The 17,028-nt window shown below is 63.8% G+C and carries 14 protein-coding genes and 1 pseudogene; 10 read left to right on the top strand and 5 right to left on the bottom strand.

The features are described 5' to 3' along the window. Positions 1–854 (bottom strand): EAL domain-containing protein (locus tag A3728_RS10735; protein ID WP_067923307.1); only part of this gene is annotated, 854 nt, incomplete at its 3' end. A 90-nt stretch (positions 855–944) separates the two neighbouring features. Between A3728_RS10735 and A3728_RS10730 the strand changes: the two genes are divergently transcribed. The 6 genes from A3728_RS10730 to A3728_RS10705 all read left to right on the top strand — a co-directional run bounded on the left by A3728_RS10730 (position 945) and on the right by A3728_RS10705 (position 7,270). Continuing rightward, positions 945–1,529, top strand: a complete 585-nt coding sequence (locus A3728_RS10730; protein ID WP_067923304.1) for a DNA-3-methyladenine glycosylase I — start codon at positions 945–947, stop codon at positions 1,527–1,529. A 598-nt stretch (positions 1,530–2,127) separates the two neighbouring features. After that, entirely contained in the window at positions 2,128–2,748 is a 621-nt protein-coding gene (gene rpsD, locus A3728_RS10725) for a 30S ribosomal protein S4 (protein WP_067923301.1), read from the top strand. A 143-nt stretch (positions 2,749–2,891) separates the two neighbouring features. Then, positions 2,892–4,310, top strand: coding sequence for a homospermidine synthase (locus A3728_RS10720; protein WP_067923298.1), 1,419 nt, complete (start codon positions 2,892–2,894; stop codon positions 4,308–4,310). A 157-nt stretch (positions 4,311–4,467) separates the two neighbouring features. Next, positions 4,468–5,553, top strand: coding sequence for a histidinol-phosphate transaminase (gene hisC, locus A3728_RS10715; RefSeq protein ID WP_067923295.1), 1,086 nt, complete (start codon positions 4,468–4,470; stop codon positions 5,551–5,553). Beyond that, positions 5,550–6,467, top strand: coding sequence for a prephenate/arogenate dehydrogenase family protein (locus tag A3728_RS10710; RefSeq protein ID WP_067923291.1), 918 nt, complete (start codon positions 5,550–5,552; stop codon positions 6,465–6,467). The genes hisC and A3728_RS10710 overlap by 4 nt, the downstream gene beginning before the upstream one ends. Then, positions 6,464–7,270, top strand: coding sequence for an extensin-like domain-containing protein (locus A3728_RS10705; RefSeq protein ID WP_067923288.1), 807 nt, complete (start codon positions 6,464–6,466; stop codon positions 7,268–7,270). Before A3728_RS10710 ends, A3728_RS10705 begins: the two co-directional genes overlap by 4 nt. A 7-nt stretch (positions 7,271–7,277) precedes the next feature. Here the strand turns inward: A3728_RS10705 and A3728_RS10700 are convergent, their stop codons facing one another. After that, positions 7,278–8,276 carry a DUF2125 domain-containing protein gene (locus A3728_RS10700; protein ID WP_067923285.1) on the bottom strand — a complete coding sequence of 333 codons (999 nt, stop codon included), beginning with the start codon at positions 8,274–8,276 and terminating at the stop codon, positions 7,278–7,280. A 66-nt stretch (positions 8,277–8,342) separates the two neighbouring features. Here A3728_RS10700 and A3728_RS10695 point away from each other — a divergent pair, with 66 nt between their 5' ends. From A3728_RS10695 to A3728_RS10685, 3 genes are all read left to right on the top strand, one after another. Next, positions 8,343–8,873, top strand: coding sequence for a gamma-glutamylcyclotransferase (locus tag A3728_RS10695; RefSeq protein WP_067923282.1), 531 nt, complete (start codon positions 8,343–8,345; stop codon positions 8,871–8,873). 74 nt (positions 8,874–8,947) lie between these two features. Then, the gene (locus A3728_RS10690) at positions 8,948–10,150 is read left to right on the top strand and encodes a biopolymer transporter ExbB (RefSeq protein ID WP_067923280.1); all 1,203 of its coding nucleotides are present in this window, start codon (positions 8,948–8,950) and stop codon (positions 10,148–10,150) included. Positions 10,151–10,152: 2 nt separating this feature from the next. Next, a complete protein-coding gene (locus A3728_RS10685; RefSeq protein WP_067923277.1) occupies positions 10,153–12,270 on the top strand; it encodes a peptidoglycan -binding protein in 2,118 nt (705 codons plus the stop codon). A gap of 6 nt (positions 12,271–12,276) precedes the next feature. On the opposite strand, the gene A3728_RS10680 is transcribed toward A3728_RS10685, so the two are convergent. The 3 genes from A3728_RS10680 to gloB all read right to left on the bottom strand — a co-directional run bounded on the left by A3728_RS10680 (position 12,277) and on the right by gloB (position 16,513). Beyond that, the gene (locus A3728_RS10680) at positions 12,277–13,254 is read right to left on the bottom strand and encodes a M23 family metallopeptidase (RefSeq protein WP_067923275.1); all 978 of its coding nucleotides are present in this window, start codon (positions 13,252–13,254) and stop codon (positions 12,277–12,279) included. Continuing rightward, positions 13,251–15,572: an ATP-dependent Clp protease ATP-binding subunit ClpA gene (gene clpA / locus A3728_RS10675; protein WP_067923272.1), complete on the bottom strand. Its 2,322-nt coding sequence runs from the start codon at positions 15,570–15,572 to the stop codon at positions 13,251–13,253. The genes A3728_RS10680 and clpA overlap by 4 nt, the downstream gene beginning before the upstream one ends. A gap of 173 nt (positions 15,573–15,745) precedes the next feature. Then, entirely contained in the window at positions 15,746–16,513 is a 768-nt protein-coding gene (gloB, locus tag A3728_RS10670; protein WP_067923269.1) for a hydroxyacylglutathione hydrolase, read from the bottom strand. Positions 16,514–16,687: 174 nt separating this feature from the next. On the opposite strand from gloB, the pseudogene A3728_RS10665 reads away from it, so the two are divergent. Next, positions 16,688–17,028 (top strand): annotated as a pseudogene (locus A3728_RS10665) (hypothetical protein); the annotation flags it as partial.

Raw genomic sequence — 17,028 nt, 5'->3', positions numbered from 1 at the left:
ATTATTGCGCGCCGACGTTGACCCGCCTGATTGATCGACGCGGGCAGCCATTCGGGAAAGAGCGTCGGCGCGCAATAATAGTAGCCCTGCGCATAGGGGACGCCCATCTTGCGCAGCAGCTTCGCATCCTGATGGTTTTCGACCGATTGGGCGATCGTCGTGCCGCCGAATTCCTCCGCGATGGAGATGAGAGAGCGGACAAGCCTGCGGTTCTCCTCCCGCGTGGCAAGGCCCCGGACGAACTGGCCGTCGATCTTGAAGATGTCGAAGGTGAAATCGCGCAACCGCCGCAGCGCCATGGGGCCCGCGCCGAAGTCATCCAGCGCGAAGCGCACGCCAAAGGGCCGTGCCGCCCGCATCAGATCGCTCACCAGTTCGGGCAATTCCGTCACCGAAGTCTCCCCCAGCTCCAGCACAAGCCGGCGGCCCAGGCCGGGGGTCGCCTTCAGTTCATGCATCAGCATATTCGCCCAGCGGCCATAACCGATGGAGCGGGCGGACATGTTTATCGACAGATGCAGCTTGGGCACGAGGCGCAGCGCCTTCAGCCCGATCCGCAGGCTGGCCACGTCGATTTCTCGCTCGGTGGTGGTGCGGCTCAGCAGAGAGATGTATTCACGCGCCACGATTTCGCGCCCCGCAGGGTCGAGGATGCGGCTCAATCCTTCGTAGAGGACGGGCGTTTCCCCACCCGAAACCGGATAGACCGGCTGGAACGCCAGCATCGTTTCGTCATGGCGCAAGGCGGCTTTGACGGTGGCGGAGATGTCATCCGCCTGCCGGGTCACGGCATAGTCAAGCGGGGTCCGAAACTCGGCCGGGATGTCATGAATGTCTGCCTTCCCTTCCTGCATCGCCGCCTCCTTTCGCTGGTTTCATGCGCGAATGTGGGGCATGAGTCTCAACACGAGTTTAACGCGGGACGGTTCGGAAAGGGTGGCGACATGCATCGATGCGACTGGGCCGGGCCGGACCCGATCTATCTGGAGTATCACGACACTGAATGGGGCGTGCCGGAATGGGACAGCCGCGCGCTTTGGGAAAAGCTGATACTGGATGGCTTTCAGGCCGGGCTGAGCTGGATCACGATCCTGAAGAAGCGTGAAAACTTCCGCCGCGCCTTCGAAGGGTTCGATCCCCACCGTATCGCCGAATGGGGGGAGCCTGACGTCCAGCGCCTGCTGGCGGACCCCGGCATCGTCCGCCATCGCGGCAAGATCGAGGCCGCGATCGGCAACGCCCGCGCCTGGCAGCGGATCGAGGCAGGCGAGGGGTTCGACACTTTCATGTGGCGCTATGTCGATGGGGAGCCGCTGCAACCGCGCTATTGCACGCAGGCCGAGGTGCCGCCGTCGACTCCGCTGTCCGAACAGGTATCGCGGGATCTGAAGAAAGCCGGGTTCCGGTTCTGTGGTCCCACCATCGTCTATGCCTGGATGGAGGCCTGCGGGCTGGTGAACGACCATGTGGTGACCTGTCACCGTCACGGGCCGGTGGCGTGCATGGGAGAGGCAGGCAAGAGGGGCTAGAGCTTCAATGTGATGTCAGCTCTATGTTTGGGTCAATGAGGGAGTCTACAATTCGAGCGAAAGCAAATTGCAGGCCAAGATCAAGGTTCCCGTTAGAAATGCAGCGACCCCAGATATGATAAGCAGCTCTCCTACGTGCATCCAAAAATTTGCTTTATCATAATTGGGCTCGTCTCCCCGTAGCGTTCGATCGACATAACGGGTCGAGAGAAATCCTACGAGCCAGCAAGTACAACCGATCGCAACCCCAAAAACAAATGCTACCAAAGCGTAGCCGACTGATTTAGTCGAAAAGTCCGAATGTGTAGGGCTAACTTGGCTTAAGACAGCGACGGCGGCTCCACCGTTTACCAAAATAATCGCTTTGATTGCACCTTGAGCATACTGCTGGGAAATGTCCCTATAATCCGTTTGCGTCATTTGCCGTCATACCCTTCATATTGTCGAATGCTTTGCATCGTAGGTTGTCACAGTGTTGACACCGCCCCGGTCCCGCGTATAAGCGCGGCTTCGTTGGTGTTGGTGGCCCCCGCAAGGGGATGCCTGTCGGGGTTCGCCCAGAGGACAACGCCCTTTATAACAGTAAAGGAGATCAGCCGTGACAAAACGCACGTCTGCCAAGCACAAACTCGATCGCCGCATGGGCGAAAACATCTGGGGCCGTCCGAAATCTCCGGTGAACCGCCGCGAATACGGCCCCGGCCAGCACGGCCAGCGCCGCAAGGCGAAGATTTCCGATTTCGGCATCCAGCTGCGCGCCAAGCAGAAGCTCAAGGGCTACTACGGCGACCTGACCGAAAAGCAATTCCGCCGCATCTATGGCGAAGCCGAGCGTGTGAAGGGCGATACCGGTGAAAACCTGATCGGCCTGCTGGAGCGCCGCCTTGACGCCGTGGTCTACCGCGCGAAGTTCGTCTCCACCGTCTTTGCCGCGCGCCAGTTCGTGAACCACGGCCATGTCCGTGTGAACGGCAAGAAGGTGAACATCCCCTCCTACCGCGTGAAGGAAGGCGACGTGATCGAGGTCCGCGACCGGTCCAAGCAGATGGTAGCACTTCTCGAAGCCACCCAGCTGCCCGAGCGTGACGTGCCCGATTACATCGAAGCCGACCATTCCAAGATGACAGCCACATTCGTGCGCACCCCGGCCCTGGGCGACGTTCCCTACCCGGTGGTCATGGAACCGAACCTCGTCGTCGAATTCTACGCCAAGAACTGATACGGGCAGCGGCTGCGGCCGCGCCTTATCCATCCGTTTCTGCAAGGGCCGCCCATGGGGCGGCCCTTCGCGTTCCGGGGCCTTGGTTATTCCAATACCGGTCCGAATCCCTTATGCCCCCGCAAAATCCAGCGGAGAGCGCCATGTCCAACTATCCCGTTTACGGTCGTATCGACGGCCCCATCGTCATCATCGGCTTCGGTTCCATCGGAAAGGGCACGCTGCCGCTGATCGAACGCCACTTTGAGTATGATGCCGACAAGCTGGTGGTTGTGGAGCCCGACGCCTCGGTGCATACCTTCCTGAGCCAGCGCAAGATCCGCCACGAGCAGATCGCCATCACGCGCGACAATTATCGCGACGTTCTGCGGGGCCTCTTTCCTGACGGGAAAGGCTTCTGCGTAAACCTCAGCGTCGATACCTCTTCGCTCGATATCATGAAGCTCTGCCGCGAGATGGGTGTTCTCTATATCGATACGGTGGTGGAGCCGTGGGACGGGTTCTACTTCGAGACGGAGAATAACGCCGAGCGTACGAATTACGCCTTGCGTCAGAAGGTCCGCGACGAAAAGGCCGCGAACCCCGGCGGGACGACGGCGGTCTCCTGCTGCGGGGCGAACCCCGGGATGGTGTCATGGTTCGTCAAGGAAGCGCTGCTGACCCTCGCCCGCGATACCGGCAAGGAAACCGCCGCGCCCGAGAACCGCGAAGGCTGGGGAAAGCTGATGCAGTCGCTCGGCGTCAAGGGCGTGCATATCGCGGAGCGCGACACGCAGGCGCGCCGCATCCCGCGCCCGCGCGGCACCTTCGTCAATACCTGGTCGGTCGAAGGCTTCATTTCCGAAGGGTTCCAGCCTGCCGAACTGGGCTGGGGCACGCACGAAACATGGTTCCCCGAAAACGGTCACTCTTACGATACGGGCTGTCAGGCGGCGATCTGGCTGGAACGGCCCGGTGCGATCACGCGGGTCCACACCTGGTGCCCCACGCCGGGGCCGCAGTTCGGCTTTCTCGTGACGCATAACGAGGCGGTATCGATCAGCGACTATTACACGCTGGGCGATCCCGGCGCGCCCGACTATCGCCCGACCTGTCACTATGCCTATCATCCATCGGATGACGCGGTGCTTTCCCTGCATGAGATGTTCGGCTCCGGCGTGACCCAGACCAAGCATCACATCATGGAACCCGATGAGATTTCCGAAGGCATCGACGAATTGGGTGTGCTGCTCTGCGGGCACGAAAAGAACGCGCTCTGGTACGGCTCTCGCCTGTCCAACGCAGAGGCGATCGAGCTTGCCCCCTATCAGAACGCGACCGGGCTGCAGGTCAGCTCGGCGGTGTTGGCCGGGATGGTCTGGGCGCTGGAGAACCCACAGGCCGGTATCGTCGAGACGGATGAGATGGATCACGCGCGCTGCCTCGACGTGCAGCGGCCCTACCTCGGCCCGGTGGAGGCGCATTACACCGATTGGACGCCTCTGCAGAACCGCTGGGAGCTTTTCCCCGAGGATATCGACGAAAGCGATCCCTGGCTCTTCCGCAACGTGCTGGCGAGCTAGTGCAGGGCCATGGTTCGCGGCACACGGGGGCGGCGGGCCGTGGATACGGACTTCTGATTGCGGTGACGCCGCCGGGCATGGCCCGCTGCGGCGTCACACCGCATCTTCACTTGCCCCCTGCGGCGCTCTAAACAGCTCCTGCAAAGGAACATCGCCCATGACGCTACACAGGCCGCAACCCGGCATCATGCAGATCGCCCTCTATCAGGGCGGCAAGTCGAAGATCGCGGGGCGCGACGAAGTCCTGAAGCTGTCCTCGAATGAGAACCCGCTTGGCGTGCCGCGCGCGGCACGACAGGCCATCGTTGAGGCCGCCGGGCAGGTGCATCTCTACCCGTCCACCGATCACGCCGCCCTCCGCCACGCCATCGGCGAGGTTCATGGCCTTGATCCCGATCGCATCATCTGCGGCGTGGGCTCTGACGAGGTACTGCAGTTCGTAACCCAGGCCTACGCCGGCCCGGGGGACGAGATCATCCATACCGCGCACGGCTTTTCCATGTACCCGGTCCTGACCCACATGGCCGGCGCTACCCCCGTGGTGGTGCCCGAGGCGGACAGGGTGGTGGACATTGACGCCATCCTTGACGCGGTGACGGAGCGCACCCGCATCGTGCTGCTGACCAACCCCGGCAATCCTACCGGCACGCTGCTGCCCGATGCAGACCTGCAAAGGCTCGCCGACAGCCTGCCAGAGCGGGTGATCCTCGTAATCGACGCTGCCTATGCGGAATATGCGGAAGGCTACGACGGGGGCGCGGCACTGGCCACCGAGCGGCCTAACGTCCTGATGACGCGGACGTTTTCCAAGATATACGGCCTCGGCGGCCTGCGCATCGGGTGGGGCTACGCCTGCCACGACATCATCGAGGTGCTGACCCGCCTGCGCCAGCCCTTCAACCTGTCAGAACTGCAGATGTCCGCGGCTGAGGCCGCTCTCCGCGATCCCCGGTGGTGCCGCGACTGCGCCGCGCTGAACCGTGAACAGCGGGCGCGACTGACATCCGCGCTCCATCGGCTGGGCATCGCCTGTGACGAAAGCCGGACGAACTTCGTCCTCGCGCGCTTCGCCGATGCGGCGGAGGCGGAGGCTGCCGATACCGCATTGCAGGGTGAAGGCATCCTTGTCCGCGCGGTGGGGGGCTACGGCTTTCCCGAGGGGTTGCGGATCACAGTGGGCAACGCGGAGCAGACCGGTCGGGTGATCGACGCATTGACCCGCTGGCGGGAGGCGGGCGCATGAGCCAGGTTTATGACAGGGTCGCACTCATCGGCCTGGGGCTCATCGCCTCGTCGATGTACTGGGCGATGAAGCGCGGTAACCTCGCAGGCGAGGTGACGGGCTACGCCCGCAGCGCGGAGACCCGCGCCACCGCGCGAGAGATCGGCCTCTGCGACCGGGTCTGCGATACCTTGGCCGAAGCGGTCGAGGGCGCCGATCTGGTCGTGCTCTGCGTTCCCGTGGGCGTCATGGGGGCAGTGGCCGGCGAAATCGCGCCGATGCTGTCGCCGGGTGTAACGGTGACGGATGTCGGTTCCGTCAAGGCGGATGTCATAGCACAAGTCGCTCCCCATCTGCCCGAAGGCGTCCACTTCATTCCCGGCCATCCCCTTGCAGGCACGGAACATTCCGGCCCCCGAAGCGGATTTGCGGAACTCTTCGACAACCGCTGGTGCCTGCTCGTGCCCGTCGAAGGAACGGACCCGGAAGCGGTCGCCCGCCTGCGCCGTCTGTGGGAAGGCATCGGTGCCAATGTTGAGGAGATGGACGCAGAGCATCACGATCTGGTATTGGCTGTCACCAGTCATGCGCCGCATCTCATCGCCTATACGATGGTCGGCGTGGCCGACGATCTGCGCCGCGTGACCGACAGTGAAGTCGTGAAATATTCCGCGGCCGGCTTCAGGGATTTCACCCGCATCGCCGCCAGCGATCCAACCATGTGGCGGGATGTTTTCCTGACCAACAAGGAGGCGACCTTGGAAATTCTCGGACGGTTTACCGAAGAACTCTTCGCTTTGCAGCGCGCCATCCGTCAGGGCGACGGGGAACATCTGTTCGATTACTTCACCCGTACCCGCGCGATCCGTCGTGGCATCATCGAAGCCGGGCAGGATACCGCCGCACCCGATTTCGGGCGCGCGGGTCGTAAATGAAGCGTCTCGCACTCGCGCTCGTCGTGCTGGGCCAGGCCGCCGTGGCGGCGCCCGAAACATCCGCAAGGCCGGTCATGGCGCTGCGCATGGCAACCACGGCGCCGGTGCCTGCGCCGCAAACGTCCGCCCCGGTCATCCAGGTACAGGGCAGGGATGCCGAACCGGGCGCCAACGGTCGCGCTGACCGGCAGGGCGGGGGCATCGGCTTTTCGTTGCGGCCATTCCTGCGCTCTTCCAAAGCCGAAAAAGCCGCTCGCGAACGTCAGAAGCTGCTGGCGCGGGGCGCGGTCTGCGGGGATGTCGCCCTTCAGGGGGAACGGATCGGCGCAGTCTCGGGCGCGATCAACGGCTGCGGCATCGCGGATGCGGTCCGGCTGCGCTCCGTCGCGGGGGTAACGCTCAGTGAGACGGCGGTGATGGACTGCCGGACCGCGAAATCGCTGAAGGACTGGCTCGTGAGCACGGCAAAGCCTGCGCTGGCCAACAGCGGCGGAGGTCTTGCAGCCTTGGGGGTGGCCGCGCACTACTCCTGCCGGACGCGCAACAATCAGCCCGGGGCCAAAATCTCGGAGCATGGCAAGGGTCGCGCCATCGACATTTCAGCCTTTCATCTTGCCGATGGCCGTACCATTTCGGTGCTGAACGGCTGGGATGCAGGCGGTACCCGCAATGCGATGCGTTTGCTGCATCGCGGGGCCTGCGGCCCCTTCGGCACCGTGCTTGGCCCCGATGCGGACAGATATCACCTCGATCATTTTCATTTCGATACCGCGCGTCACCGCAACGGCAGCTACTGCCGCTGACCCCGTCCTAGCGGATCGGTATCGCGGGGGCCGGGCCGAGCGCCATGCCCCCCAGCCACATCTGCCCGTCACCAAAGCGCAGCGGCAGTTCGAGCGTGTTCTCGTCGCCGTTCATGCGCCCCAGCGCGGTCAGGATCGTTTCCGCCTGCGCCCGCATGTCGGGGGCCAGCAACCCCGCATCGGTCGCAAGTGAAAGAACCGGCCGCCAGTCGTTTACCCGGGCGGTCAGGGTGCCTTCGGGCCTGCCAGGGAAATCGAATGTCAGATCGCCTTCTGCGCGAAGCGTGACCCCGCCCCAGGTCGCTTGCACCCGCAACCCGCGAAGGGCCCGCAGTTGCACGGAACCGGCGTTGAGCGTCGCGGCGGACAGGGGTTCATCAAGGGTGAGCAGCGCCGCGAGGTCGACGGACGCTGCTGCCTCACGTAGCTCTGTCGGGATGTCGAGGTATCGGCTGAACGCCTCCTCCCACCGAAGCGCATCCGCCTTTAGAAGCAGATCGTAGCTGGCCGGGTTTTCGTCATTCTGTTGCAGACTCGCTCGAACGGGACCGCTGCTTCCAAGTTCCTGCTCGTTCAGTCCAATTTCAAGCGCGTCACCGCGGAATCCGAACTCCTGCAGGTCCAACGCGCGCCGCGGCGACAGGCGCAGCTCGGCGATACCGCCCTGCGCCGTCAGCGTCGCCTCTGCCCCGGGCAAAGTCATGACGACAGGATTCTCCGGCAACACCAACGTGAGGTCGGTGGGAAGATAGGCCGGAGCGGAGGCTTTCAGATTGCCCGTCGTCACCCGGGCGCCATTCGGCCCCCGGGCGGAGAGGCGATCCACCTCGACGTCAAAGCGCGTGGGGTAGCCGCTGACCTTTGCGGGGCCCGGTTCGACCTCCCAGCCTGACACCGCGATCTTGTCCTGTTGCAGTAGCTGCCCCAACCCCGCAGAGGCCAGCCACCACCATCCCGTCCAGATGGCTGCCAGAACCACGATCAGCCAGATCCCGCCGCGCACCATCGTAAAATTCCTTTAACTCGGCCTGCGAATGCGGTTTATCCAAGCCGTCAGGAAAGGACCAGCACGATGACGATGTGGGTATTCGGGTACGGAAGTCTCCTTTGGAATCCGGGCTTTGAAGTGGCGGAAAGCGTGGTCGCCACGCTGCCGGGCTATGCCCGGTCTTTCTGCATGCGCTCCATCCACCACCGTGGCACCGAAGAGGCACCGGGACTGGTACTTGCACTGGATGAACACCCCGAGGCCGCTTGCGAAGGGCTGGCGCTGAGGGTGGCGCCGGGGCATGAGGCGAAGACGCTCGATTATCTGAGGGAGCGTGAACTGATTTCTTCCGCCTATGTGGAGAAGGAGTTGCTCATCCATCTGTCCGACGGTCGCGATGTCACCGCCGTCGTCTACGTCATTGACGAGGCGCATGTGCAATACTGCGGCGGCCTTCCTCTGGAAGAGCAGGCCCAGATCATCGCGCGGGCCGTCGGGGGGCGTGGGCCCAATACCGAATACCTTTTCAACACTGCCGCGCATCTGGCAGAGGTCGGCCTGCATGATCCGGCGCTTGAATGGCTGCACGACCGCGTGAAGGCGCTCGTCGCATAAAGCCATGGCACTGGGCCTGCATTTGGGTTTAAGTTGCCGGGAAGTCAGTATTTCGAGGTCAGGAGCAAGGCCGCATGGCGCAGCCAGACCGACAGGCAGGACCACAGTTTTCCCAACCGGTACGGCAGATCACGCTGATGCTGATCGCCCTGGGGCTGACCGGGGTCGGGGTATTCCTCGCTTTGCCGCGTGTCCTGCCCATTTTCATCGCGAACCCCTATCTGAACGGCTTTATCTTCTTTGTCTTCGTGCTGGGGGTGCTGGCCTGTTTCTATCAGGTCTTTCAGCTGATCGGGTCGGTCCGCTGGATCGAAAATTTCGCTTCGGACAAACCTGATCCCGAAACCGTCGCACCGCAGCTTCTGGCTCCCTTGGCATCGCTCCTGCGCTCGCGCGGGGCGCGGATGCAGGTCAGCGCGTCTTCGTCCCGTTCGATCCTCGATTCAGTCGCCACGCGGATCGACGAGGCGCGGGAAATCACGCGCTATATCGTCAACATGCTGATATTCCTCGGCCTTCTGGGCACGTTCTACGGGTTGGCCACGACCGTTCCGGCGGTGGTGGACACGATCCGCAGCCTTGCCCCGTCAGAGGGTGAGGGCGGGGTAGACGTGTTCAGCCGGCTCATGTCGGGGCTGGAGGCGCAGTTGGGCGGGATGGGCGTGGCCTTCGGCTCTTCACTGCTGGGGCTCGCGGGGTCGCTTGTTGTGGGCCTGCTGGAGCTTTTCGCGGGACACGGGCAAAACCGTTTCTATCAGGAGCTTGAGGACTGGCTCAGTTCCATCACCCGGGTCGGCTTCACGTCCGGGGAAGAACTGAGCGGCGAGCAGGCGATCATGGCCGGTGTCGTCGAACATATCACCGAGCAGATGGACAGCCTTCAGCAGCTTTTCCGCCGTTCGGAAGAAGCCCGCGCCGAAACGGACGGAAAGCTCGACGGGCTGACAGAAGCAATCGGGCGTGTGATGCAGCGCATCGAAGGCGCGGATCCGTCAAGTCAGGCGCTGGAACGGGTCGCCGCCGCGCAGGAACGCCTGATCAGTACGCTGGAAACCCAAGGCACCGGCGATGCGATAGACGCCGAAAGCCGTATGCGTCTGCGGTCGATGGATGTGCAGATGCTGCGCATCCTCGAAGAGATTTCCGCCGGGCGGCAGGAAACGATGGCCGATCTGCGCAAGGAAATATCACTGCTGGTCAAAGCATTGTCCGGTTCGCGTGCGGCGGAGGCCCGGCGCCCCCGTGACGATGGCAGGTCCGACGACGGAGGGCGCTGACGATGGCTCTTTCCCGGCGCACCGGTACCCGGTTTCAGGGCTCGATCTGGCCCGGTTTCGTCGATGCCATGACTGGGTTGCTGCTGGTGCTGATGTTCGTCCTGACGATCTTCATGATCGTGCAGTTCGTCCTGACGGAACGCATATCCGGGCAGGAATCGGAGCTTGATTCGCTGGCCGGCGAAGTTGCGGCACTCGCGCAGGCGCTCGGGATGCAGGAACGGTCGAACCAGCGCCTCGAAGTGCGGCTGGGCGCGCTGACCAATTCGCTGGATGATGCGGAAACCCAAGTGCAGCGGCAGGCGGCGCTGATCACGTCACTCACCGGGGAGCGGGACGCGCGAGAGACGGAACTGGCGGAAGCCGAAAGCAGGATCACCGGGTTCGAGGCACAGGTCGCCGCATTGCTGACTGAGCGCGACAGCGCGCGCGATCGTGCCGCCGCCCTGCTTTCGGAACGGGACGCGGCAAAGGACGACATCGCGGCGCTCGAAGCGCGGCAGGACGAACTGGAAGCCGCCCGCGAAACCCTGCTCAGCGAGCAGGAAGCGCTCAACCTCGCTCTTGCCCGCAGCCGCGAAGAGGTCGACGCGCAGGCAGAAGCCGCGCGCCTCGCCGCTGCTCGGCGCGAGGCGCTGGATGCGCTGGTGGCCGATCTGCGCGCACGCGCTGCCGAGGCGGACGCCGACGCGGATGATCTGCGCGCCGCCGTGGCGGAGGCCGACGAACGGGCCGCCACGCTCGCCCGCGAAGCCGAGGAGACGGCGCAGGCCCTGAGCGAGGAAGAAGCCGCCCGCCTCGCCGAGGCTGCCGCTGCAGAGGCCCTGCGCAAGAAACTGGAAGAGGCGGATGCGGAACTGACGGCGATGACCCTGTCGCTCGAAGCGCAGCGCAAGAAGGCCGAAGATACGCTCACCCTTCTGGCCGCCGCCCGCGCCGCCGAAGAAACGCTGGACGATCAGCTTGTCGCGGCATTGCTGCGGCTGGAGACCGCCGAAGGACGCGCACAGGATGCCGACGAGGCCGCGCGCGATCTGGCCGCCACGCGCGAGGATCTGAAAACCGCAGAGAATGCGTTGAGCGCCACCCGCGCCGAACTCGCAGAGTTGCAGGATACGCTCGATGATACGGCCACCGAAGCAGAAAGCAAACGGCAGGAACTGCGCCGCGCCTTGCAGGATGTGACGCAGGAGCGGGACGAACTGGAAACCGCGCTGGCGGAGACCAACAATGATCTGGCGGCACTGCAAGACCGGGCGGAAACGGATCGCGAATCCTTGCGCGCCGAACTCGCCCGGGCGCTGGCCGCCAAGCTGGCGGCAGAGACACGGGCCGAAGACACCAGCAGCGAAGCCGAACGCAGGGCCGCGCTTCTACGCAGCGCGCAGCAGGCGCTGAGCGAAGAGGAAGCCGCGAGCGCCGAGGCGCAGCGCCAGACCGAACTTCTCAACCAGCAGGTGGCGGCGCTCCGGTCGCAATTGGGGGACTTGCAGGCCCTTCTGGACGATGCGGTTGCCCGCGATGCCGCCCGGGAGATCGAGATGCAGTCGCTCGGCTCCGACCTCAATACCGCGCTGGCGCGGGTAGCGGCGGAAGAACGGCGCCGGGCGGAACTGGAGGCTGCGGAAAGGCGGCGGCTGGAGGCGCAGGCGAAGGACCTCGAACAATTCCGGTCGGAATTCTTTGGTCGGCTCCGCGATGTGGTGGGCTCACAGGAAGGGGTGCGCATTCAGGGCGACCGCTTCGTCTTTTCCTCCGAAGTGCTGTTTCCGCCCGGCGGGGCTGTTTTGTCTGCCGAAGGCAAGCGGGAGATCGCCAAGGTCGCCGATATCCTGCGCAACATCGTGGAAGACATCCCGCCGGAGATCGACTGGGTGATCCGCGTGGACGGGCATACCGATGATGTGCCCCTGTCGGGCTTCGGCGCCTTCGCGGACAACTGGGAGCTTAGCCAGGCGCGGGCGCTGTCGGTCGTCAAATACATGATCAACTTTTTGGGCATTCCGCCGAACCGCCTGGCGGCCAATGGCTTTGGCCAGTATCAGCCCGTCGCCTCCGGCGATTCCGAGGCTGCACATGCCCAGAACCGGCGCATCGAACTGAAATTCACCGAACGCTAGCCGCTCTCAGGGAATTTGCAGGTCGGTGGCAAGGCTGCCGAGCATCCTGTCGCCGCGGTAAAGCGTGGCATGCCCCTTGTACTGCCCGGACGGCCAGAGCCCGCGCCCCCGCAGACCCCGGGCCTGAAAGGAAAGCGCGTGCTGATCCTCCAGCTGCATGTCATGGGACAGGACCGTGCCTTCCGGCCCTTCGATGGACAGATGCAACCGATCCCCCACTCGCGTCCCGAACATGTAGCCATAAACGACGAGGGAGGGCGCATCCGCCGGCAGGCTGCTGCGCGCCACTGTCCCGGCCTTCACATCGGCATAGTCCGGAATACTGTCCATCAGCCCGACGGCGATCAGGCCCCCTGACCGATAGGCCGGCATTTCCGCCCAAAGGCCGGGGTCATCGCCCGTGCCGTTCAGAAAACAGCCCGCGCGCTGGTCCGGGGCAAACGGGTCGATCACCTCGCCGTGGCGGGTGACGGAAAGATGCAGGTGGGGGAATTCGGCCTTGCCCGATTGGCCGACCTCTCCCAGCGCGGTGCCGGTGTCGACCATGTCGCCTGCGCTGACCGAAACGGAGCCCCGGCGCATGTGGCAATACTGGGTTTGCCAACCTTCACCGTGGTCGATCCGAACGCCATTGCCGCATTCCCGACCCACGAGCCCTGCTGCAGTCGCGGGGGAATACCCCGTATCGGGCATGCCGTCCCGGGCACCCATCACGCGCCCGGGGGCGGCGGCCCGTACCACGACGCCATCCTCGATATCCTTCAGGGTTGGAATGGCGAAATCGGTGCCCTTGTGCCCGTCGTAGGACAGTTCAGCGCAGCGGTAATCCTGCGCGCCGGGGCCCGGATCCCGATCGACATATTGCTGGATGCGGCAGGTTGAACCCAGGTCGCAATCCAGCGGGAGTGAAAGCGAAAACCCCTCCGCCAGTACGGGACCGGCGAAGGGGAGTATCAGGAGGGCTGCGAAAGCCCGGCGGATCATTCCGCCGTAAGCAGCGGCGGCTTATTGCCCGAAAGGCGCGGGTTTTCCAGCCCGTCGATGGTCAGGTCCAACTCGCCCTTCTTGACGCCGACCTTGACCACGCCGCCCTTCGCGAGCTTGCCGAACAGCAGTTCCTCGGCCAGGGGCTTCTTGATGTGTTCCTGAATGACACGGCCCAGCGGGCGTGCACCCATCTTGTCATCATAGCCCTTATCAGCGAGCCATTCGGCGGCCTTCTTGCTCAGCTCGATGGTCACGTTGCGATCCATCAGCTGGGCTTCGAGTTGCAGCACGAACTTTTCGACCACGCGCAGGATGACGTCTTTCGGCAGCGGCGCGAAGCTGATGACAGCATCCAGCCGGTTGCGGAATTCCGGTGTGAACGTCCGCTCGATGGCGGCGGTGTCCTCTCCGGTGCGGCGGTCGCGACCGAAGCCGATGGCTTCCTTGGCCTGTTCGGCGGCACCCGCGTTCGATGTCATGATCAGCACCACGTTGCGGAAATCCACCGTCCGGCCATTGTGGTCGGTCAGCTTGCCGTGGTCCATCACCTGCAACAGGATGTTGTAGACATCCGGGTGGGCCTTTTCCATCTCGTCCAGCAGCAGCACGCAGTGGGGGTGCTGGTCCACCCCGTCCGTGAGCATGCCGCCCTGATCGAAACCGACGTAGCCCGGAGGCGCGCCAATCAGGCGGGACACGGCGTGTTTCTCCATGTATTCCGACATGTCGAAGCGCAGCAGTTCCACGCCCAGCGTATCGGCAAGCTGCTTGGCGACCTCGGTCTTGCCGACACCCGTCGGCCCGGCGAAGAGGTAGTTGCCAATCGGCTTGTCGGGTTCGCGCAGGCCGGCCCGGGCCAGTTTGATGGCGGAAGACAGAGCCTCGATCGCCTTGTCCTGCCCGAAAACCACCCGCTTGAGCGAGGATTCAAGATCCTTCAGCACGACGACATCGTCCTTGGAGACGTTCTTCGGCGGGATGCGGGCGATCTTGGCCACGACGGCCTCGACCTCCTTGGTGCCGATGGTCTTGCGCCGCTTGGATGCCGCCACGAGATGCTGCGCCGCGCCCGCTTCGTCGATGACGTCGATGGCGCTGTCGGGCAGCTTGCGGTCGTTGATGTAGCGATGTGCCAGCTCAACGCTCGTCTTGATGGCATCGGCGGTGTATTTGACGCTGTGATGCTCCTCGAAATAGGGCTTAAGGCCCTTGAGGATCTTCGTTGCGTCCTCGACCGAGGGCTCGTTTACGTCGATCTTCTGGAACCGGCGGCTCAGCGCGCGGTCCTTTTCGAAGTGCTGGCGGAACTCCTTATAGGTGGTGGAGCCCATGGTGCGCAGCTTGCCCCCCTGAAGCGCGGGCTTCAGCAGGTTGGAGGCGTCCATTGCGCCGCCCGAAGTTGCGCCCGCACCGATCACGGTGTGGATCTCATCGATGAAGAGGACAGCATCGCTGTGCTCTTCCAGTTCGGTGACGACGGCCTTCAGACGCTCCTCGAAATCGCCACGGTAACGGGTGCCCGCCAGCAACGCGCCCATGTCGAGCGAGTAGATCGTGGTTTTTTCGAGCACTTCGGGCGTTTCGCCCGCGACGATCTTGCGCGCGAGGCCTTCGGCGATCGCGGTCTTGCCCACGCCCGGGTCCCCCACCAGAAGCGGGTTGTTCTTGCGGCGGCGGCACAGCACCTGAATGCACCGCTCCACCTCGGATTCGCGGCCGATCAGCGGATCGATGTCGCCATCGCGGGACTTGGCGTTGAGGTCCACGCAGTATTTGGCGAGCGCCGATTCCTTCTTGTCGCCGTCGGTGACGCCCTGTGCCTCTTCTTCGGCATCGGGGGAGCCGGTGACGGGGCGGGATTCGCCATAGGCCGGGTCCTTGGCCACGCCATGCGCGATGTAATTGACGGCATCGTAACGGGTCATGTCCTGCTCCTGCAGGAAATAGGCCGCGTTCGACTCACGTTCGGCAAAGATGGCAACGAGCACGTTCGCACCGGTCACCTCCGTCCTGCCGGACGACTGGACGTGAATGGCCGCGCGCTGAATCACGCGCTGGAAGGCGGCGGTCGGCACGGCTTCGGAGCCGTCAACGTCCGTCACCAGATTGCTCAGGTCTTCGTCGACGAATTCGACCAGCGTGTCGCGCAGATCGGATACATCGACGGAACAGGCTTTCATCACCTGAACCGCGTCCGGCTCATCGACAAGCGCGAGCAGCAAATGTTCCAGCGTCGCGAATTCGTGGCGACGTGCATTGGCCAGCGCGAGAGCCGCGTGGATTGCCTGTTCGAGTGTATTCGAGAATGAAGGCACGGGTGTGCTCCTTTTCGCTCGGGGCCGGCGGGGTCGTGAGGGATATCAGTGCCCTTGGCCGACCATGGCCTCATACTATTAGAGTTTGGTTGATCATGGCCCGTCTTCAAGGCTTTTCTGTGCCATCCCGGTCACTTTTGGCGTGAGCGGTGTATCAGGGACATGATCGCGCGTCAGAACTGGTCCTTGCGCTTGCGAATTTTGGCGAACACCTCGGCGTCGCTGGCGGTTTGCATCCCAAGATGTGCGCGCAAGGACGGATCGTCCGGGCGCAGGAAGGGATTGGTCTTCTGTTCGAGAGACAATGTGGAGGGAACGGTCGGGCGCCCCGCATCGCGGGCTGCTTCGACGTCCTTGATACGGGATATAAGATCGGAATTCTCCGGATCAACCGTCAATGCGAAGCGCGCGTTGCTGGCGGTATATTCATGGCCCGAGCAGATCACGGTGTCGCCCGGCAGGTCCCGCAGCTTCTGCATGCTTTCCCACATCTGTTCCGGCGTTCCCTCAAACAGCCTTCCACAGCCGAGCGCCATAAGGCTGTCTGCCGTGAAGGCGGTGGCGGCTTCGGGTACGTAAAAGGCGATATGCCCCTGCGTATGGCCGGACACATCGAAGACCTTGGCCGTCAGGCTGCCCAGCGTCACGCTGTCGCCTTCGGAAACCTCATGGTCCAGCGCGGGCAGCCGGTGTGCATCCGCCGCAGCACCGACCACCTTGGCGGGGTGGGCCTCCAGCACCTTTCCAAGGCCCTGGACGTGGTCGGGATGGTGATGCGTCAGCCAGACCTGCGACAGTGTCCAGCCGCGGCTTTTGAGCTCATCGAGGATCGGTTCGGCTTCAGGCACGTCGATCAGCGCCACTTCACCGCTCGCATGATCGCGCAGCAGGAAGGCGTAATTGTCCGAAAGACAGGCGATGGTGACGAGATCGTGGGACATGGGGAACACTCCTGCTTGCTTGGAACAGAAAGCTAGCGCGGTACTGTCGGGCAGGCAAACGACGAAGCGCCGGGCTGCAACACTTCGCGCCTTTCCCTGACGCGCGCGGGATGGGCAGTTTTGTCCACGGCCCCAATACGGTAGAACCGACCCGCGGAGCATGAGGCGCGCGGGATGCATCTGGACGTTCAGGACCTTAGGAATTTCTACTATCGCAGCGCGCTGGGGCGCGCGGCGCAGAAATCCATCCGCGACCGCATGCTGAGCCTCTGGCCCGAGGCGAAGGGGCAGACGGTGGTGGGCTTCGGCTTTGCCGCGCCGCTGCTGCGGCCTTACCTGGCGGAGGCGCGGCGGGTGATCACGCTGATGCCCGGCCCGCAGGGGGTCATGCCCTGGCCCGCTGGCATGCCCAATACATCGGTCCTGACCGAAGAAACCCTGTGGCCGATCGAGACGGGCCATGTGGACAAGCTGGTGGTGATGCATGGGCTCGAGACATCGGAGCGGCCTGACGA

This window comes from Sulfitobacter sp. HI0040 (assembly GCF_001634885.1).
GTDB lineage: Bacteria > Pseudomonadota > Alphaproteobacteria > Rhodobacterales > Rhodobacteraceae > Sulfitobacter.
Note: the sequence above shows the minus strand (reverse complement) of the source record. Positions and strands in the feature narration are given on the sequence as shown.